At 40.5% G+C, this 19,931-nt stretch carries 16 protein-coding genes; all 16 read left to right on the forward strand.

Translation table 11 applies throughout. The annotated features are described in order from the left end of the window. Positions 1 to 6: 6 nt before the first annotated feature. Positions 7 to 420 carry a cell division protein FtsL gene (locus C5Q96_RS01605; protein ID WP_106056596.1) on the forward strand — a complete coding sequence of 138 codons (414 nt, stop codon included), beginning with the start codon at positions 7 to 9 and terminating at the stop codon, positions 418 to 420. Positions 421 to 573: 153 nt separating this feature from the next. Next, the gene (locus C5Q96_RS01610) at positions 574 to 2,658 is read left to right on the forward strand and encodes a penicillin-binding transpeptidase domain-containing protein (RefSeq protein ID WP_106056598.1); all 2,085 of its coding nucleotides are present in this window, start codon (positions 574 to 576) and stop codon (positions 2,656 to 2,658) included. 15 nt (positions 2,659 to 2,673) lie between these two features. Beyond that, positions 2,674 to 4,113 carry a UDP-N-acetylmuramoyl-tripeptide--D-alanyl-D-alanine ligase gene (locus C5Q96_RS01615; protein WP_106056600.1) on the forward strand — a complete coding sequence of 480 codons (1,440 nt, stop codon included), beginning with the start codon at positions 2,674 to 2,676 and terminating at the stop codon, positions 4,111 to 4,113. Positions 4,114 to 4,127: 14 nt separating this feature from the next. Then, positions 4,128 to 5,093 carry a phospho-N-acetylmuramoyl-pentapeptide-transferase gene (gene mraY / locus C5Q96_RS01620; RefSeq protein WP_106056602.1) on the forward strand — a complete coding sequence of 322 codons (966 nt, stop codon included), beginning with the start codon at positions 4,128 to 4,130 and terminating at the stop codon, positions 5,091 to 5,093. Between the two features lie 19 nt (positions 5,094 to 5,112). Then, a complete protein-coding gene (gene murD, locus C5Q96_RS01625) occupies positions 5,113 to 6,501 on the forward strand; it encodes a UDP-N-acetylmuramoyl-L-alanine--D-glutamate ligase (protein ID WP_106056604.1) in 1,389 nt (462 codons plus the stop codon). A 42-nt stretch (positions 6,502 to 6,543) separates the two neighbouring features. Further along, positions 6,544 to 7,761, forward strand: a complete 1,218-nt coding sequence (ftsW, locus tag C5Q96_RS01630) for a putative lipid II flippase FtsW (RefSeq protein WP_106056606.1) — start codon at positions 6,544 to 6,546, stop codon at positions 7,759 to 7,761. A gap of 2 nt (positions 7,762 to 7,763) precedes the next feature. Then, a complete protein-coding gene (gene murG / locus C5Q96_RS01635; RefSeq protein ID WP_106056608.1) occupies positions 7,764 to 8,876 on the forward strand; it encodes an undecaprenyldiphospho-muramoylpentapeptide beta-N-acetylglucosaminyltransferase in 1,113 nt (370 codons plus the stop codon). 8 nt (positions 8,877 to 8,884) lie between these two features. Continuing rightward, complete coding sequence (locus C5Q96_RS01640) at positions 8,885 to 10,081, forward strand: cell division protein FtsQ/DivIB (RefSeq protein ID WP_106056610.1); 1,197 nt, start codon at positions 8,885 to 8,887, stop codon at positions 10,079 to 10,081. 149 nt (positions 10,082 to 10,230) lie between these two features. After that, a complete protein-coding gene (ftsZ, locus tag C5Q96_RS01645; protein WP_106056612.1) occupies positions 10,231 to 11,373 on the forward strand; it encodes a cell division protein FtsZ in 1,143 nt (380 codons plus the stop codon). Continuing rightward, positions 11,373 to 12,218: a TrmH family RNA methyltransferase gene (locus tag C5Q96_RS01650; protein ID WP_106056614.1), complete on the forward strand. Its 846-nt coding sequence runs from the start codon at positions 11,373 to 11,375 to the stop codon at positions 12,216 to 12,218. Before ftsZ ends, C5Q96_RS01650 begins: the two co-directional genes overlap by 1 nt. 36 nt (positions 12,219 to 12,254) lie before the next feature. Continuing rightward, positions 12,255 to 12,734, forward strand: coding sequence for a cell division protein ZapA (locus tag C5Q96_RS01655; RefSeq protein WP_158696652.1), 480 nt, complete (start codon positions 12,255 to 12,257; stop codon positions 12,732 to 12,734). Next, positions 12,727 to 15,102, forward strand: coding sequence for an endonuclease MutS2 (locus tag C5Q96_RS01660; protein ID WP_106056618.1), 2,376 nt, complete (start codon positions 12,727 to 12,729; stop codon positions 15,100 to 15,102). Before C5Q96_RS01655 ends, C5Q96_RS01660 begins: the two co-directional genes overlap by 8 nt. A gap of 87 nt (positions 15,103 to 15,189) precedes the next feature. Further along, complete coding sequence (locus C5Q96_RS01665; RefSeq protein WP_106056620.1) at positions 15,190 to 15,660, forward strand: DUF523 domain-containing protein; 471 nt, start codon at positions 15,190 to 15,192, stop codon at positions 15,658 to 15,660. Positions 15,661 to 15,678: 18 nt separating this feature from the next. Continuing rightward, the gene (gene argS, locus C5Q96_RS01670) at positions 15,679 to 17,397 is read left to right on the forward strand and encodes an arginine--tRNA ligase (RefSeq protein ID WP_106056622.1); all 1,719 of its coding nucleotides are present in this window, start codon (positions 15,679 to 15,681) and stop codon (positions 17,395 to 17,397) included. A gap of 11 nt (positions 17,398 to 17,408) precedes the next feature. After that, positions 17,409 to 18,938, forward strand: coding sequence for a B12-binding domain-containing radical SAM protein (locus C5Q96_RS01675; protein ID WP_106056624.1), 1,530 nt, complete (start codon positions 17,409 to 17,411; stop codon positions 18,936 to 18,938). 46 nt (positions 18,939 to 18,984) lie between these two features. Beyond that, the gene (locus C5Q96_RS01680) at positions 18,985 to 19,926 is read left to right on the forward strand and encodes a tetratricopeptide repeat protein (RefSeq protein ID WP_106056626.1); all 942 of its coding nucleotides are present in this window, start codon (positions 18,985 to 18,987) and stop codon (positions 19,924 to 19,926) included. The last annotated feature ends 5 nt before the right edge of the window (positions 19,927 to 19,931 follow it).

A 19,931-nucleotide genomic window follows, 5' to 3' on the forward strand; every position in this document is an offset into this window, starting at 1 on the left:
AAGGAAATGCAGGTTGCGACTAACGTAGCAGGGACAATGAATGGTGGAGCTCGCGTTGAAAGAAGGAGCTATAGCAATATCAATCGTAACACAAGAGCAAAGCAGAATTCGAGGATGCTTGCTGTAGTTATTATTGCGGGGATCATGTGTCTCATGATGGTGGTTATGTCCGCATTTGCGGCAAATCTCAATCAAGAGAACAACCAGCTTCAGAAGAAAAACGACTATATCCAAGCAGAGGTTGATTCACTAAACACGAAGATAAACGATGCAAGCAATATTAATAAAATTGAGAAGACTGCAACTGAGAAATTCGGAATGGTACATTCTGAGTCGCAGAATTGTATAACTATTGGAGACTCAAAATCTTCTAGCAAGACAAACCTAGCATCGGCAATCAAGGATGAAGCTTATGAATAAATAGTTCATATTGATTATAATGCCACTGATCCTAAATTGGATCGGTGGCTTTTTTCAAATATATGTACAGTAAATATACAAAAAACGACTAGATATGGTATATAATGTAAATTGTAGTGTTGCGGATAATTAGAAAGTAATTAGGAGAATTTGATGGCTAAGTTCCACAATCCTTTAGATAAAAAGAATAAGAAGGCTTCAGGTAAAGGCAAGGTGACCAGAACAACTACCAATACCGCTAATCGCAAGGCTGTAAGTACCGCGGTGACTGCTGAAAATAAAAGCAGACTTGGTTTTGGGTTTCTAGCAATCGTAGTATGCTTTACGATTCTTATATTTCGTCTAGCGTTTTGGCAGGTTATTAAGGCTGATGATTTAAATGCAAAGGCTGCTGAAATGCAGAAGATAGATACAGAACTTGATCCCGTAAGAGGTAATATTTATGACAGGAATAAAAAAGTTCTAGCTCAGACAGTCACAAAGTATGAACTTTATGGCTATTCGCTTAACCTATACAAGAAAAAGGGTTTGGATAGTTCTGCGAAAGAGAAGAATCTACGCGATTTATCTAAGCTATCTGGTGATAGCCGTAAGGAGATGAAGAAAAAGCTTTCAGGCAAAGACAATCTAGTTTTGCTTGCAAAAGGGCTTGATCAAAGTCAAGTCAACAAGGCTCAGAAAGAGTGGGGAGATGATATTGTAGTAAAGACAAAGGTTACTAGATCATATCCTAATGGTACATTTGCATCTACACTCCTTGGGTCAGTAGACAGTAAAAATACTGGACTTAACGGTCTAGAATACCAATATAACGAGAAACTTGCCGGAATCAAAGGGCGAGTGGTTAGAACGACTGATATATATGGCAATGCACTTTCTGTAGGTAGTAGCAAATATTATTCTCCTCAGAATGGTGATAGCCTTGTGACGTCGATAGATGAAGTAATTCAGCACTATGTTGAAGACGCACTCGCTGAGGGCATGGATGACACTGGAGCAGAGTCAATTACATGCATAGTTATGGACCCGCGTACAGGAGACATACTAGCTATGGCAAGTACTCCAAGCTATGATCCTAACAACCCATACACTCCGTCAGGTGATGAAGCGAAGAAGTTTAAATCTCTCAGTACTAAGGAGAAGAGTGCGTACCTTAGTAGAATGTGGACCAATCCAGCTGTAAGTGGGCTTTATGAGCCTGGATCGACATTTAAGCTAATAACATCTTCGTCCGCTATCGAATCTGGAACTACAACCGATTCGTCTAGATACAACTGTCCTGGATATATCAATGTGGATGGAACAAAGCTGAATTGCTGGAGTCCAGTTCCACACGGAACTCAGAATATCACTGAAGCAGTTGGAAATTCATGCAACCCTGCACTAGCTAGAGTTGCCCTTGATATGGGAAAGATTAACTTCTACAAGTACATAGATATCTTCGGATTTACTCAGAAGACGAGAGTGGATTTACCTGGAGAAGCTGACCCAATAATTAAGAATAAGAATAATGTGAGCAACGTTGACCTTGCCACAATGGGATATGGACAGGGAATAGCTATTTCTCCAATCCAGCTGATGACTGCTATAAATTCACTTGGTAATGACGGGATAATGATGCAACCTAAAGTAGTAAAGGAAATCATAGGTCCTGATGGCAAGGTTAAGAAAGTAATTAAGAATAGACGTCTAAGACAGACAGTTTCTAAGTCAACTGCCGATAAGATGCGTTCTATCATGGAGTACTACGTATCGGATGGTGGCGGTACAAGCGCCTATCTGGCTGGATATAGGATCGGAGGTAAGACGGGTACTGCAAATATCGCTGAGAATTCAGGATACTCTGAACAGACCATAGCTTCGTTTATCGCTATGGCACCGATGGACGATCCACAGGTATCAATTCTCGTTATGGTAACGAGACCTAAGAAGAGTATTTACGGTGCAGCCAATGCCGGTCCTATAGTCAAGAAAATTCTCGAAAAGACACTTGTATACAAGGGTATAGAGCGTAAATATTCAAAGAGTGAGGAGAGTGCCCTAGCCAAAGCAGAGATTTCTGTGCCCGATGTTAAAGGTCTTAATAGCAGTGAGGCGATAAGCAAGATTACTGCTGCAGGTCTCAAGGCTAAAAAGATGCCAGAAGGAACTGGCGATTCATTTGTTGTAATCGATCAGTATCCTAAGAAAGGCGATAAGATTGCTAAAGGCGGTACGGTATATATTTATAGTAAATAATTAAGGACTAGTTTAATGAAGAAAACAGGAATTAAATATATTCTTGAATCAATGCATGGTGCAAAGCTTATATCTGACACAGGGTCGAAAGAGATCACTAGTGTTGCTATCGATTCAAGACAGGTGAAATCAGGAACACTGTTTTTCGCTGTTATAGGTGAGAGAAATGATGGTCATGATTTCCTACCAGCAGTTAAGGAAAGCGGATGTCTTGCAGCGGTGGTATCCAATCCCGATTGGGCTAAAAAGATTTCAGAAACCGGTGATATGACGGTAATCCTAGTGAATAATACCAGAGATGCGCTCATGCAGCTTGCAAAACAGTATATGGCAGACTGGAAGGATTTAATCAAAGTTGCCGTTACAGGCAGTGTTGGAAAGACGAGTACGAAAGATTTTCTAGGAGCAGTTCTTTCGGCAAAGTACAAGACCGGGAAGACTCCAGGCAATCTTAACAGCGATTATGGAGTGCCACTAACAGTGTTTGGATTCGAAGATGATATTGAAGCTGCTGTTATCGAAATGGGAGCTGGAGAATCTGTACACATCAGCGAACTTGCTGATATTGTTAGGCCGCAGATAGGTGTGGTAACAAATGTGGGGACTTCGCACCTAGAAGTGTTCGGAACGCGTGAGAACTTGTCGATTGAAAAGCTAGGTATCACGAAATATTTCAATGACAAAGAAACTGTTATTGTTAATTCAGATTGTGACATGCTTACTAGACAGAAAGTCAGCAAAATAGTGCCTTCTGACACGGAAATCCTAACAGTAGGAAGTAAAGATGACGATAATTTTATATTCCGCGATATTAAAGACGGTGGGATAGATGGCGTTAGTTGTATATTAGATGTTCAAACAGGTGATGAGGATTACGACGGAACATTCGAACTCACCATACCAGTAGTTGGGTCACATAATCTCGGTAATGCCGCACTTGCAGTCGCTGCGGGTACCAGGCTTGATATTAAACCGAAAGATGCGATTTTGGCTTTGGCTAACACACATTTTTCATCAGGGCGCCTTGAGATTGATAGACGTGATAATCTAACGATTATTAACGACGCATACAATGCTAGTCCGGAATCTATGAAAGCAGGTATCAAGATGCTTATGGCATCTAAAGCAGAAAGGCATGTGGCGATACTTGGTGCCATGTTTGAACTTGGTGATGATTCGGTAGAACTCCATAGAAGCGTGGGAACATACGCTGTAGATGTTGGCCTAGAGTTACTAATAACAATTGGATCAAATGCTGAGGCGATTGCTAGCGCAGCGGAAGACGCATTTATAGGTGCTGAGCATAATATAGCTAGTAGGACGAGAGTGATCTCGTACAAAGATAAAAATGAGGCGATTAAGGACCTTAACGCAATACTTCATAAAGGTGATTTAATTTTAGTAAAGGCATCCCGCGGTATGAAGTTAGAAGAAGTTATTTCAGCTATTATTTAGCAAGGAAGAGGTAGATGAATATTTCACTTGTAGTTGTTTTTATAGTATCATTGCTCATTTCGACGGTGGGGACCAAACTTCTGATTCCATTTCTTAAGCAGAAGCAGTTTGGCCAATTCATTCGAGAAGAAGGACCGGAGGCACACAAAAAAAAGGCTGGGACACCAACTATGGGTGGTGTCATGATAGTTCTTGGAATTGCTGCCGGGCTTGCTACCGGGATAGTCACTAACGGAGATGCAGCTGACACCTTTGCAATAATCCTTACTATGCTTGTATTTGGTGCTATAGGGTTTCTTGATGACTTTGAGAAAATTGCCAAGAAGAATAATCTAGGACTAACAGCAAAGCAGAAGATATTGCTGCAAGTATTGCTTAGCCTTGGGATAGGGCTATACATGATACTTGGTGGCAATGGTACGGATGTGCTAATCCCGTTTGTCAATATATATGTGAATTTCGGATTGCTTTTCATGCCTTTCGTAATTTTGACAGAAGTCGCTATGTCAAACGGAGTTAATCTGTCCGATGGACTTGATGGTCTCGCGTCTTCAGTAACGCTTGTTGTAGCAATCCTTTTTGCATTAGTAGGGTACACTCACGATGTATATATACTAACGGTCAGTGGACTAGCTATTGCAGGCTCTCTGATTGGTTTCTTATTTTTCAATAAGTACCCAGCTAAGATATTCATGGGCGACACAGGCTCAATGGCTCTAGGAGGTGTCCTTTCTGCAATTGCAATAGTAAGTAAGACTGAATTCCTACTTCCTGTTGCAGGAATAATATATGTAGTGGAATCTCTTTCAGTTATTATTCAGGTAGTATACTTTCGTAAGACTGGTGGTAAGAGGTTCTTTCGCATGGCACCGATTCACCACCATTTTGAACTCGGTGGTATGAAAGAGTACAACGTAGTAAAACTATTTACACTCGTAACGATATGCTCGAGTGTAATTGCATATTTCTCAGTTGCTTAGAACTGGTGAGGAGTGGATTATGAGTTATACAGTTGATGAATACAGAAGAGAAGTCTCCGATAAAAAAATCCTTGTTGTAGGTATGGGTCGCTCTGGGATGGCGGCTGTAAAAGAGCTCCATGCTCTTGGCTCGACAGTAACAGCACAGGACATCAATACAGTAGAAAAGATAGACCCTAAATTCATAACATTCCTAGATAGAGAGGGTATAGAATATTATTTTGGATCAACGCCAGAGCATATGGGCAGTTTTGACATCGTCGTGCTTAGTCCGGGGGTGAATCCTAATCTTTCATTCCTTAATGATGGAAGAAACCATGGGGTAGAAGTAATTGGCGAACTAGAGATGGCATATAGACTATCTTATGGTAAGTTTGTAGCGATTACCGGAACTAATGGTAAGACGACGACTACAAGTTTGGTAGGTAAAATTTTTGAGGAGTCCGGCAGGAAGTACACTGTAGTTGGCAATATAGGTGTTGCTACTATTTCAAAGGTGCAGGATTCAACGGATGATGAATGGATGATAACCGAGGCTAGCAGTTTTCAACTTGAAACAGTTTCAAGGTTCAAGCCTGTAGTATCCGCAATACTTAACTTTACTCCGGATCACCTTAATAGACACGGTAGTATGGAAGCTTATGGTGCTTGTAAGGCGGCGATAGGCAAGAACCAGACTTCTGACGACTACATGGTTATAAACTATGATGATAAGGCATGTCTTGCTCTTGGCGATAATACGAAGGCTAGGCTAGTACCGTTTAGCAGGATTGAAGAGCTTGAATTTGGGGCCTATATAGACGATGGCTATATAGTAATCAGAGATGAAAGTGGAATAGTTCATCAAATTTGTAGTAAGGATGAGCTAAAAATAATCGGTAACCACAACCTAGAGAATGCTCTTGCTGCAGCTGCAATTTCGTTTTTTGCCGGTATCGATACCGCTGTCATCGCTGATGCACTTAAGAAGTTCCCTGGCGTTGAACATAGAATAGAATACTGCGGTATTGTCGATGGGGTGAAGTTTTATAATGATTCAAAGGGAACGAATGTCGATGCTTCAATAATTGCTTTAAAGGCCTTGGAGAGGGATATCGTCTTGATTGCAGGAGGAGATGGAAAAGCACAAGACTTTACGGAGCTCGGCGAAAACCTGCTTGGTCGTGTAAAAGCGCTTGTTTTACTAGGAAGAGATGCAAAAGATATCGAGAAGGCAGCTAGGGCCGCTGGATTCTCAAATATCTACCATGAAAACGATATGAATGATTGTGTAAAGAGAGCGCATAAACTCTCTGAATCAGGCGACAAAGTGTTATTATCACCTGCTTGCGCAAGTTGGGATATGTACGATAATTATGAGCAACGGGGTGACCATTTTAAAAACTGTGTAAATCAACTGCTAAGATAGTAGTTAGTGTTCATTAGAGTTTGGGATAGAGGGAAGCCAAAATTGAAGAAACCAAGCAATATTAAAAAGTCAAAAAAGAATAATAAGTCTAAAGCGGAAATTCCCGCTAGGACTAGCAAGCTATCATCGAGTCGTAAGTTCTTTAAAGGAGCGATGAGCAGTTTGTATACGGAAAGCGATTTCACTATACTTTTACTGGTTGCTGCTCTTACCATGTTCGGGGTGGTGATGGTATTTAGTGCAGGCTATTATTCTACACTTGCGAAATCAACGGATGCATATTACTTTCTGAAGAGACAGGTTGCTTTTGCTGTATCAGGCTTTGCTATTCTGCTTGTTTTTTCAAAAGTAGACTATCATTCGTACTCTAAGTATTACAAGCAGATTGCGCTGTTCAGCTTATTGATGCTATTGCTTCTTTTCACACCTCTAGGAGTAACTGTAAATTTCGCGAGGCGGTGGATATTTATAGGACCAATCAGAATTACCCCGAGTGAAATATCGAAGCTAGCCATGATCATCTTTACTGCCACATACCTTGCGGAACATCCTAATAAAGCAAAACAAGGGATTACCGGAATGTCAACTATATTAGCACTTATGGCAGTTCATGCAGCTTTGATTATCAAGCAGCCAAACTTATCTACAGCAATTGTAATCGTGGCCATTATGATTGGTATTCTATTTGTGGGTGGGCTAGCTTGGAAATACATTGTCATTGCGTTTGGTAGCTTGGGTGTTGGCATGGTCTCGATTCTGCTGTTTTTTAGGCACACGCATTGGTACTCAAGACTTACAAACTGGATGGATCCATTTAAGGATGCTCAAGGAGAGGGATATCAAGTTTCACAATCCATAATTGCACTAGGAAATGGAGGCTTCAAAGGGTTAGGTCTTGGAAATAGTATCTCCAAGAACCTATATCTACCAGAGCCACAGAATGACTTTATCCTAGCGATAATAGGCGAAGAACTCGGTTTCGTAGGAATCTTTATAATGATGATTGTATATCTTGTTCTAATATGGAGATGTATTATGGTTTCATCTAAGGCCAAGGATAAGCTAGGGCTATTCATGGCTGCAGGAATTGCTATTATGCTTGGGCTGCAGGTTATTGTAAATGTGGCTGTTGTAACCGCATCTATGCCGGCAACAGGTATTACATTGCCATTCGTTAGCTATGGCGGTACATCGTTATGGGTGTTCATGGCGTCTATGGGCATAATGCTAAATATATCTAAGCAAGGAAGGGCAAAGTAGAGATGAGAGTAATTTTAACTGGGGGAATCACGGGTGGACATATTTATCCTGCACTAGCGATTGCTGATCAATTCAAGGAAATCGATAGGGATGCAGAATTCCTTTACCTCGGTTCTGATGAGGGTATGGAACGCTATATCGTACCCAAATACGGATATGACCTAAAGTATATAGACTCCAGATGGTTTGATAGAAGCAGCCCTCTTAAGCTCGCTAAGACACTTTTCAAAAATGAACGTGGAAAGAGACAGGCGATTAATGTAATGAAGCAGTTTAAGCCTGATCTTGTCGTAAGTACGGGCAGTTTTGTAAGTGTGCCGGTAGTGCTCGCAGCTAAAGCCCTTAAGATTCCCGTTTATATTCATGAGCAAAACGCTTATCCTGGCGTGGCAAACAAGCTACTTTCTAAGTATGCTAGAAGAGTGTTTCTAGGGTTTGAGGCAGCGCGAAAGTACTTCCCTAGTGAGAAGGTAGTATATACAGGGAATCCGGTTAGAAACGAATTTGGAGAGCAAAACAGAGACCTTGCTCGTTCTGAACTAGGCATCGCACAGGATGATTTTGCTGTATTGATTTTTGGAGGCAGTTTAGGTGCCGAAACTATTAACGACATCGGACTTGCGATAATAAACAAATATGGAGATGATAGAAATGTAACTATCCTGTTCGGCACAGGAAAGGACTATTATGAACATGTCAATAATAGACTAAAAGTTGGCGGCAAGGAAGTACCTGCAAATGTCAGATTGATGCCATATATATCTGAGATGGCAAAGATGCTGTCTGCAAGCAACGTAATCATCTGTAGATCAGGTGCACTTTCAACAGCAGAAGTAACTATGGCTGGACGAGCAGCTATATTTATTCCATCACCAAATGTAACGGGTGATCATCAATATTACAATGCGAAAGCTGTGGCTGATAACGGTGGGGCCGTCCTTATAACTGAAGATGGTGATGTAGAGCTTAGGGTGCTCAATGCATTAAAAGCTCTTAGAACAGATGGCGCTCTTTTAGAGGAGATGGAACAAGGAAGCTATAAATCAGCGCCTGTTGATGCTGCAAAAATAATTTGTGAAGAGATAATTAGTGACGTAAAAGCTAGACGAAGATAGGGGTTTCAATGAAAAAGGATAAGAGCACTAAGCCTGAACTGAGTAAAGAAGAATACCTTAAATCGCTTTTTAACGGTGCTAAAGATGAACTAGAAGCATATATAGTATCTAATGATCAGTTAGCTGCTGACGAAGAGCCAGAGCAGGCTGACAAGGAAGATGAAAAATCAGAAAATAAGAATGAAGCAGATATACAAAATGGTCTGGAAATCGATTCTGAACTAGGAACACCGAGTGTTTCTAATACCAATAATGGTACAGATACACCTGAGAACTTCGATAATGATGGAAGTGATAATAATCAATCTTTAGAGGATTCTTCATTGGAAAGAGAGACATCTGGCGCAGGGCTTTCACAGAATAATGGAGGTGAAAAACCTGACGAAAAAGAGTCTAATGTAAATGAAGAAATAGAGAGCCCGGCTGATAGAAAAACAAAATCAGATCTTGATGATATAGAGAAACGCCGGATGAAGCGCAAAAGAAAGCTTAAAATGCCAGGTTTTTTTACGAGAATCTTTATCATTCTAGGGGTTATAATTGCAGTTACAGCGTTTTCTTTATCAAGCTTCTTTACAGTAGATACAATTGATGTTCAAGGCAATAAATACTTCACCGATGAAGAGATTTCAAATATGGCGCATGCTAGTACAGGGCAGAACATCATTTATAAACTTAATAAAGGAAATATGCTTAATTATCTCGAAAAAAACCCATATATAGAGGAAGCCAGAGTTTATAGAAAGTTGCCGAGTACAATTGTTATAAATGTAAAAGAGAGAATTCAGATTGCTGCCCTGACTTATGGAGATCAGTTTCTGATAATAGATAATAAGGGCACGCTGCTGAGAATAACTAAAACAAAACCAAAGCTAACAATTGTCACAGGGTTTAAGGTTAAAAAGGTTAAGCTTGGAGAGCCTGTAGAGGTTAATAGCCCAGATTTATTCAAAGAACTATTATCTCTTCTTAAGTCTATGGAGGCAGGGGATGTTTACTTCACTAAAATAAATATCACAGAGCTATTTATAACAGCAAATGTATATGATTCACTGGTTGTGAAGAGTAAATATAAGGACCTTAAAGATAATATCGATAAAGGACGACTACATAAGGTGCTCGATGAACTATTCAAACGAAATATTAAGCGCGGTACAATTACAATTTCGTCCGATGGGTATGCATCATTTACACCCGAACTCTAAAATGACAGATATTAATTATTTGTTAATCAAAAACAATAAAAAACCATGTATTTTGTGGTATGAATGCAAAAAAGAACCGTATATATAGTGCATTGTGTGATTCAATATGATATTATTAGTTAGATTTAGTCGATAATAGGAGGGGCTTTATGATGGAATTTGTTTCAGACTTCGTATCCAGCACTGATAATGCTGCGATTATCAAAGTCGTAGGTGTAGGCGGCGGCGGTTGTAACGCCATCAATAGAATGGTTGACGAGAATCTTCAAGGTGTAACCTTTATTGCGGTTAACACTGATAAGCAGGCTCTTGCAAAATGCAAAGCTGAAGTAAAGATTCAGATAGGAGAAAAGTTAACCGGAGGTCGTGGTGCAGGTGCTAATCCTGAAATTGGTCAGAGAGCAGCTGAGGAGACCCTAGAGGAGATTTCAGGTTATCTGCAGGATGCAGATATGGTATTTGTAACTGCTGGCATGGGTGGTGGAACTGGCACAGGTGCTGCGCCAATTATTGCTAAAGCTGCGATGGACTGTGGTGCGCTAACAGTTGCAGTAGTTACTAAGCCTTTCTCGTTTGAAGGTAAGAAACGTTGGAACAGAGCGACAAAGGGTATACAGTATCTGACTAATTTTGTTGATTCTCTTGTTATCATTCCTAACGATAGACTTATAGATTCAAGCGAAAAGAATACAACGATGCTTGAGGCATTCTCAATGGCTGACGATGTACTAAGACAGGGTGTACAGGGTATTTCTGATCTTATTTCTGAATACGGAATCGTTAACGTTGACTTTGCAGATGTTAAGACTATTATGGAGGGCAGAGGAGTTGCTCACATGGGAGTTGGCATCGGTACAGGGGACAACAGAATTGAAGATGCAGTTAGAAATGCTATCGAGAGTCCTCTTCTTGAGACATCAATCGATGGAGCTAGATCCATACTTCTATATGTTTGTGGTGGATATGATATGGGTATGCAGGATATCAGCAAGATTGCTAGCAAGATTCAAGACGAGGCTGATCCTGATGCTAACATCATATTTGGAGCTACAGTCAATGAGAATATGAACGATAAAGTGTCTATTACGCTTATCGCAACTGATTTTACAAGCGGTGGGCTTTCCGCTCCAATTAATGAGACTCCTGAAGTTGCATCACCTAGTGTTCGTGGAACACGTGTTAATGTCGATGGACTTGAAGGTCAGATTGTTGACATGAGCGACTTCATGAAGGAAGACCATAAGGACAATAGCGGATCATCTGACTTTGATGTTCCTGATTTCCTTAAGTAGTGGAAGCTTATAACGAATATGGCAGGAAGACTAATGAGTCCTATCGATTCATTAGTTCACCTGACAATGATAAGATACGCCTTATTAATAAACTTGGTAGAAAAAAATACCGTGATAAGCATGGTGAATTCGTTATTGAAGGAATCAACCTTGTAAGAGCGGCACTAAGTAAAGCGCAGCATATAAAACTCGTTCTCATATCAGATGATTTTGATTACAGAGAGATTGCTGACGAGTTAGCCGAAGGCGTTGAATATCGCGATATATACCTGATTCCACGCTATCTATTTGATAAGATAAGCGATGCGGAAAATGGATCTGGGATTATTGCGGTCGTTGATAAAATCTCCTATAGGCTGGATGCCATAGACAGCTTAAAATCTATTGGCACAAGTAATATTCTCGTGCTAGATAGACTTCAGGATCCAGGCAATATAGGGACTATGATTAGGACTGCTGTTGCGACAAGTTATTCAATTGTTGCGACAATAAAGGGTACTGCAGATATCTTTTCGCCTAAGGTGCTTCGAGCATCAGCAGGAATGATATTCGGAATTTCTGTTGTGGAACTCGATGATGTTGATGAATTAAAGACTTTAACGACCGTGCTTGATAAGAAAATTGTAGTCACAGATCCAAGAGAAGGGTGTCCTTATTATGAGTGTAACCTTGAAAAGGATATAGCACTTATTATAGGAAATGAAGGCAATGGTATCAGTGACGAGATTATGGAATGTTCCGACGTCCGGGTGACTATACCAATGCAAGGTGAAGTTGAGTCGCTTAATGCAGCGATATGTGCTTCGATACTCATGTACGAGGCGGTAAGGGCTGCTGAGGGATAATACGGATACAACGTTTATAGCAGAATGGAGTATATTATGGAAAAATGCAAAGCAGACGTTACAATCTGTGGCAATGACTATGTCCTATCTGGAGATAAGAGCGAGGATAAGATTAAGGAAATTGCTAAGTACGTAGACGATGAGCTTAGACATACCAGCAAGATGCTTAATAGCAATCCAAATTACAGAAGTGCAGTTTTGACAGCTATCAACTTAGCTGAGAAACTCATGGATAATAGTGATTTGTTGCTTAAGCTGCAGACTGAGAATCATCAGCTTGATAACGATGTTAAACACTATATCTCACTCTGGGAGGATGCTAAGCTACAAGTATCTGATCTGAAGGATAAGATGACAACTGCATCAGATATGAATGTTCAGGAGAGCGAGAAGTATAAAGCTCTAGAGACTAAGTGTTCGGAGCTTGAAAGTGCTTACTTTGATCTCCAGATGGAGAATACTAATCTCAAGAACGAAATTAGAAACTTACAGAAGTTTAGAGGCGAGAATGAATAAGAAGGTTTTAAATCTTCTGGAGTACAACAAAATAATAGACCTTCTTTCCGCTCAGGCTGGGTCAGAACTTGCGCGAGAGCGCATTAAAGGATTCGTGCCTATGTCCAATATGCGGATGGTTAAGGAAGCATTAACGGAAACTACGGAAGCAGTTTCCGTTATTCTATATAAAGGCAGTATTCCGGTTGGAGAAATTGGGGATATTAGAGGTCTGCTAGATATTGTACGCAAGGGCAGATCACTTTCGATGAGGGAGCTTCTTGCTATCAATCGCAGCCTAGCTGGCGCAAGGGAAGTTAAGGACTTCCTATCTTATGATGTTCCTGAAATCCCTATGATTAGTGAGATAAATTCGCTAATTGCTCCAAATACCAAGCTGGAGAGCGAGATAAACCGCTGCATACTGTCTGAAGATGAGATGGCAGATAATGCCTCTCCTGAACTAAATAAGATTAGACGAGAAATCAGGAACAAAAATGAGAGTATACGTCGAAAAATTGATAGCTACACTAGTGCAGGAAACAACAATTCATACCTTCAGGATTCAATAGTAACTTTAAGGAATGGCAGATACGTAATACCTGTTAAGCGAGAATACAGTAGCAAGGTACCTGGTCTCATCCACGACCAGTCTAAAACAGGTGCTACGTTCTTTATTGAACCACAAGCTGTAGTAAGTCTTAATAATGAACTTAGAGAACTGGAATTAGCCGAGCAGCGAGAAATTGAGCGAATCCTTCAGATGCTATCAGACCGAGTAGGAGAGCATTATAACGAGCTCAAAAATAATCAAGAACTGCTAGTGAAACTGGACGTTATAAATGCAAAGGGGCGTCTTGCGGTTAAGATGGATGCGACTGCTCCAAAACTGAATCAAGATGGGTTTCTCTATATTCGTGCGGGTAGACATCCACTGCTCGATACAGAGAAAGTGGTGCCGATTGATATAACTCTAGGTGATGGATATGATTCACTTCTGATTACTGGACCTAATACAGGCGGTAAGACTGTAACTCTTAAGACTATTGGATTATTCATACTTATGACAGAGTCTGGTCTACACGTTCCGTGTTATGAAGAGAGCAATATTCCGATATTCAAGGAAGTTTATGCGGAAATTGGGGATGAACAGAGCATCGAAAATAATCTGAGCACATTCTCCTCTCATATGCTCAATACTGCAAACATTATTGCAAATGCAGACAAAGAGTCTCTGGTACTACTCGACGAAGTGGGATCCGGAACTGATCCCGCTGAGGGAGCGGCGCTTGGCGTCGCTATGCTTGAAGCCTTGAAAGAAAAAGGTGCACATATCGTTGCAACCACCCATTATACGGAGCTCAAGAAATATGCACTTTCTACGGATGGCGTTGAAAATGCATCGATGGAGTTCGATATGGATGCACTTGCACCGACATATAGGATTAAAGTTGGACTTCCTGGAAAGTCTAATGCATTTGAAATTTCGAGAAAACTCGGCCTTGAACCTAGTATTATCGATAGAGCGATATCTCTGATGAATGAAAGTGATATCGAGTTTGAGGGTGCTGTATCCAGAGTAGAGGAAGATCAAAAGGAAGTTATTATAGAGCTTGAAAAAGCCCGCATCAAAGCAGCAGAAGCTGAGAAAAAACTTAAGGAAGCGGAGGAAAAGCTTGCGAAAGCAAAGGAAAGCAAACATAAGATAATTGAAGAAGCTAAGGAAGAGGCTCGTGCTATAATCAGCGATGCAAATAGGACTGTCAAGGAAGTGAGCAAGGAGCTCAGAAAGGCAGCCAAGGAGGGCAGGAATAATTCTTCGTCTGTTGTTGCAGAAAGCAAGCGTAAACTTAGGGAGAAGTCAATTGAGAATGCCGTTGCTCCACGCAAGATCAAGAATTTAAACGTTCCGAGGGCGGATGATTTGAAGCCGGGAACTAGAATCAAGCTACTTAAGCTCGGTCAGAATGGTGAAGTTGAAACATCGCCAGATTCCTCCGGGAACCTAACGGTGAGAATCGGAGCACTAAAGATGGGTGCAAAGATTAAGGATGTTATGATTATCGAGAATAATAAGCCTGGTACAAAAGAGCGCAATCGTAGGAGCTACGCAAAAATGAATACATCAAAGGCAAAGACAATATCACCATCTATCAACGTGATAGGGAAAAGCCTCGACGATGCGGAACTTGAAGTTAGCAAGTATATAGACGATGCTTTTTTATCAGGTATAAATGAAGTGCAGATTGTGCACGGCAGAGGTGAGGGAATACTTCGTAATGGCATCAGGAATATGCTTAAAAGAAATGGCAACATCAAGTCTGTATCAGGCGCTTCATATGATCAAGGTGGAGAAGGCGTAACTGTGGTCACCTTTATAGACAAATAATGACCTTTGCTCCTTTTAATAGGTTACTAAAATGCTGATTTTGATATATAATTAATTGATTAAAGTTTTATTCTGGAGATTTTGTAAATGTTCGTCGTTAGCAGCTGCCTTCTAGGCAATAATTGCAAGTATAATGGTGGTAATAACTATAACGAGGAAGTTGTTGAATTCTGCCGTACCCACGAATTTGTTTTAGTATGCCCAGAGACTTCAGGCGGGCTAAAGGCGCCGAGAATGCCAGCAGAGCAACAGTACATAAAGGCTTCTGATGGGAATTTGGAAATTCGTGTAATAGATAAGGAAGGTAACGATTTAACAGATAATTTCCACAAAGGTGCAGTTGTTTCACTAGAGTTAGCCCTTAAGCAGGCTGATGAGCTAGGTGAAGAGATAGAAGGAGCTATACTCAAGGCTAATAGCCCATCGTGCGGTAGTGACCATATCTATGATGGAACATTTACAGGAACCCTGATTTCTGGGGATGGCATCTTTGCCAATCTTCTCAAGAAACGAGGGATACCAGTTATGAGTGAGAATAATTTTAAAGAGAAGGTATAAAGAGGAGAAGTCCGAGTAATGATCGACTATAAGGTACAGATTGCACAAATTATTGCTAAGCAGGAAATTGGGTTAACTGCCGAAGAAATTGCCGAAATGATTGAGGTTCCAACCGATCCTAAAAATGGTGATTTTGCATTTCCTTGCTTTAGATTAGCGAAGACGATGAGAAAAGCTCCGCAGATGATCGCTGCTGATGTTGCATCGTCAATCGAAAATGAATCTATCTTTGATAAGGTTGAACAGGTCAATGCATATGTGAATATGTTTATCTGTAAGGATGCGTTTGTGCGAAATGTCGTTTCGGAAGTTGTTTCCCTTGGATGTGAATACGGTAAATCTAATGTTGGCGAAGGGAAAACGGTAATAGTAGAGTTCTCATCACCTAACATCGCTAAGCCATTCCATATCGGACACATCAGAAGCACGGTTATCGGAAATTCAATCTACAAGCTGTATGATGCCACTGGTTATGATGTTGTTAGAATCAACCACCTCGGAGACTACGGTACACAGTTTGGGAAGATGATTGTTGCTTATAGGCTTTGGGGAAGCGAGGAAGAACTAGAAAAGAATCCTATAAAATCACTTCTTAAATACTATACGAAGTTTCACGAAGAAGCTGAGAAGGACCCTAGCCTAGACGATAAGGCTAGAGAGACTTTTGCCAAGCTAGAGAACGGTGAACCCGAAGAGGTTGAGCTATGGAAAAGATTTAGAGAGCTAAGCCTCGAAGAGTTTAGCAGGGTTTATAAGATGCTTGACATCGAGTTTGATTCATATGCAGGTGAGAGTTTCTATTCTGATAAGATGCCAGCAGTTCTGAAGGAGTTAAAGGATAAGAACCTTATGCACGAATCGAGAGGTGCTCAGATAGTAGACCTCGAAGATTACGATATGCCTCCAGCTGTTATCACGAAGTCTGATGGTTCGAGTCTATATGCTACTAGAGATATTGCTGCTGCTATTTATAGAAAGCAGCACTACGATTTCTACAAGAACATCTACGTAGTAGCAACACAGCAGAATCTCCACTTTAAGCAGTGGAAACAGGTCCTAGCCTTGATGGGATATTCATGGGAAAAGGATTGTATCCACGTTCCATTTGGTCTAGTAAGCCTTGAAGAAGGCACGATGTCTACTCGCAAGGGGAGAGTGGTATTCTTAGAGGATGTACTTAATAAAGCCGTTGAGAAGACTAGAGAGATAATCTCGGAGAAGAATACCAGTGGTATTGATATCGATGAGATTTCTAAAGAAGTAGGAATTGGCGCAGTTATATTCCAAGAACTGTCTAACAACAGGATTAAAGATTATGTATTTTCATGGGATAAAATTCTTAACTTTGATGGTGAGACAGGACCTTATGTTCAGTATACACATGCTAGAGCATCTAGCGTCCTAAGAAATGCATCGCAGCAGGAACTAGACAGGATTAAGAGTTGTGATATCAAAGATTTTAGCTATGTAACATCAGATAGTGCTTATGAGCTAACTAAGCTTATATATAGGGTGCCAGAGGTTGTAAGAGAAGCTGCAGCTAAGTATGAACCATCAATTCTTACGAGACATCTTATAGACATCGCACAGAGCTTTAATAGGTTCTATCATGATGAACATATTTTAGTGGATAATGAGGAAGAGAAAGTTGAAAAGCTAGCGCTAGTATATGCTACTAAAGTTACAATTGCTAACTGTTTAGCTATTTTGGGTATAAAAGCGCCAGATAAAATGTAGGGGAGACAACGATGAAGCTATTGCTCAGCACAGTCAAGACAGATTGCTTTGATTCAAAGCTAGCACTCAAGAACATGTATAATGTCGTTGGGAACGCACCGTTAGAGGTGACTCTCAAGGAATTTGAATTGAGTGAAGATGACCAGAGGATTTATGAAGAATTGCTTGATAAGAAGTACAGTATCCTGTATTTCCATGCTGATGAAATCAATGAATCCAAGATAGTGCACATTTGCGAGATGATTAAGAAGGCTATCCCAAGCTGTATTACAATTATCGGTGGCAAGGAAGTGAGTTTTGAGACTCGTGAATTCATGCTAGCACACCCAGAGGTGGACTACGTTTTCCGCGGTGAAGGCGAGAAGGTTCTGTTTGACTTCGTGCGTTCGATTATCACGTATAGTTTTAATTTTGAGAGCATAGATGGACTAGCTTATAGAGAGAATGATGAGATTCTTGTAAATAAGATTGGCGAGCCGATTCGTTATGAAGATATTCCATTTGCATATGATAAGTTTGAAGTTCAGGAAGGTGAGACGGTATATTACGAATCGTCTAGAGGTGTTCCCGATACTTGCCACTATTCTCAGTACATGCCAGGTATGTCTCTGCGTTCCTTATCACTAAACAGAATTTGTAATGAACTCAGATACTTCCTCGTCAAGAAAGCCTGCAGAGTTGAGTTTGTGGAAAAATGGTTTAACTACGATGTTTCTAGGGCTTATAGAATTTGGGAATATCTTATTAACAATGATAATGGGTTTACGTCGTTCTCGTTCGATGTGAATGGTGATTTGCTAGATGAAGAAACGGTTGAGCTACTTAGCGAGGCGCGAGAAGGTTTATTCCACTTCAATATAGATATCGAGAGCACCAATGCAGTTGCACTAGCGGCAGCCGGGCGTAAGGAAAATATATATCAGCTTATGTATAACGTATCTAAACTTTTGCAGAACAGCAAGGTGAATGTAAGGGTTATACAGAGAGTAGGGCTACCAGGTGAGACGATAGAATTATTTGAAAGATCGTTTAACAAGATATATAACCTAGGGGCTGATGAGTTTGACATAGAAGTTCTTCGCATTAAGAAGGGGACGATGTTTAGGCAGAATGCTGATGAGTTTGGCTATGAATACAGCAGAGAATACCCTAATGAAGTCATAACTAATGATTACATTTCAGCTGCTAATATAGTTAGAACCAAGCTAGTTGCTGAAACGGTGAAACGTTTCGAGCATGGCTTTGAAGATTCTATCGGCAAGATATTGTTCGATGCTGGCATGAAGCCATTCGCATTTTTCGATGGACTTACGTCATTCATAATGGAGAATGATCTTACATGCAAGCTAGGCAAAGAGGAGAATCTTTATAGGGTTCTTTATACGTATGCTGCAGAGATATATGATAAGAATGAGGATACGCTGAAGCTGCAGGTGCTTCAAGAAGTGCTACACAGCGATATGAACAACAATGTTTCGCACGATGTGATTAGAAGACTAGAACGTAAAGGTTGGGAAATACATGTCAAAGCAAAAAGCTAAACAAGATCGCATCGCAAAATACCTCCAAAATTTAAATGGAGGTATTTTGTTTGATGAACTATCAGACAAATACTTAAAAGAGGCAGGAGTATTTGAAATACTTCACGGCATTCCTGTTCCTATTTCGGCTGGAGTGAGTGACGAGCTTACAACACTGACAATAGCTTTTGGTATGGCAAGAGTAATCGGAGCAGATACCAACTTTAAATATAAGGATAGCTACATAGCCTATATTAAACATATATTCGGAGAAGAAGCGAGTAAAGCGCTTATTGCAGAGGGTGCCAAGTATGGTCAATCTGAAAACTACGATGTTGCTGCGATGTTCTTTAGAGCAGTACTGATATTTGATCCTAAGTCGCGGGATGCACTTTACCTATACGGCAGGGCTTGTAAGGATGCATATGAACAAGAAGATGAAGATGAATCTTATATTGGAAGTTTTAAAGCAGAGTCACTCGAAGTATTTGAACTTCTAACTATGATCCATCCAGATTTTGCTATGGGCTACTACTTCCTTGGTTATGGATATGCGAACATGGGACTATACACGAAGGCAAGCCTTACGTGGAAATCATTTATAGAACTGACAGCAGCCTCTGGAGATTCTGAAATTGAAGAGCTTCGTAGTGAGATTTCCGAGAGATTGGAAACACTCGAAGAACCAGTGAAGATAGAGGAGGGGGTAAACTGCGTACTTAGCGGAGACTATTTAGGAGGTCTTGAGATCCTATCTAGATACAAGGATGGAAATTATCGTGATTGGTGGCCTCTATGGTACTACATGGCGGTATGTGCAGCATCTCTAGGTGAAGCAGAGTCAGCGATTGATTATTATAAGCAGGCGCTGATTTATACTCCTAGCAATACAGATATTATGGAGGAACTAGCCTCGGTTTATACTGCGATAGGAGATCAGGTAAATGCTTCTAAGTATTTAAATAAGATCGATATAGTTAAGAATAATATAGAACAAGAAAAATTCTAAGGATT

The sequence above is a fragment of the Mogibacterium diversum genome (assembly GCF_002998925.1).
GTDB lineage: Bacteria > Bacillota > Clostridia > Peptostreptococcales > Anaerovoracaceae > Mogibacterium > Mogibacterium diversum.

Excerpts from the sequence above, each read along its gene's own strand:
- C5Q96_RS01610 (WP_106056598.1), top strand. The coding sequence starts at position 574 with ATGGCTAAGTTCCACAATCCTTTAGATAAAAAGAATAAGAAGGCTTCA.
- C5Q96_RS01640 (WP_106056610.1), top strand. The coding sequence starts at position 8,885 with ATGAAAAAGGATAAGAGCACTAAGCCTGAACTGAGTAAAGAAGAATAC.
- murD (WP_106056604.1), top strand. The coding sequence starts at position 5,113 with ATGAGTTATACAGTTGATGAATACAGAAGAGAAGTCTCCGATAAAAAA.
- C5Q96_RS01675 (WP_106056624.1), top strand. The coding sequence starts at position 17,409 with ATGAAGCTATTGCTCAGCACAGTCAAGACAGATTGCTTTGATTCAAAG.
- C5Q96_RS01655 (WP_158696652.1), top strand. The coding sequence starts at position 12,255 with ATGGAAAAATGCAAAGCAGACGTTACAATCTGTGGCAATGACTATGTC.
- argS (WP_106056622.1), top strand. The coding sequence starts at position 15,679 with ATGATCGACTATAAGGTACAGATTGCACAAATTATTGCTAAGCAGGAA.
- ftsZ (WP_106056612.1), top strand. The coding sequence starts at position 10,231 with ATGATGGAATTTGTTTCAGACTTCGTATCCAGCACTGATAATGCTGCG.
- C5Q96_RS01660 (WP_106056618.1), top strand. The coding sequence starts at position 12,727 with ATGAATAAGAAGGTTTTAAATCTTCTGGAGTACAACAAAATAATAGAC.
- C5Q96_RS01605 (WP_106056596.1), top strand. The coding sequence starts at position 7 with ATGCAGGTTGCGACTAACGTAGCAGGGACAATGAATGGTGGAGCTCGC.
- mraY (WP_106056602.1), top strand. The coding sequence starts at position 4,128 with ATGAATATTTCACTTGTAGTTGTTTTTATAGTATCATTGCTCATTTCG.
- murG (WP_106056608.1), top strand. The coding sequence starts at position 7,764 with ATGAGAGTAATTTTAACTGGGGGAATCACGGGTGGACATATTTATCCT.
- C5Q96_RS01665 (WP_106056620.1), top strand. The coding sequence starts at position 15,190 with ATGTTCGTCGTTAGCAGCTGCCTTCTAGGCAATAATTGCAAGTATAAT.
- C5Q96_RS01615 (WP_106056600.1), top strand. The coding sequence starts at position 2,674 with ATGAAGAAAACAGGAATTAAATATATTCTTGAATCAATGCATGGTGCA.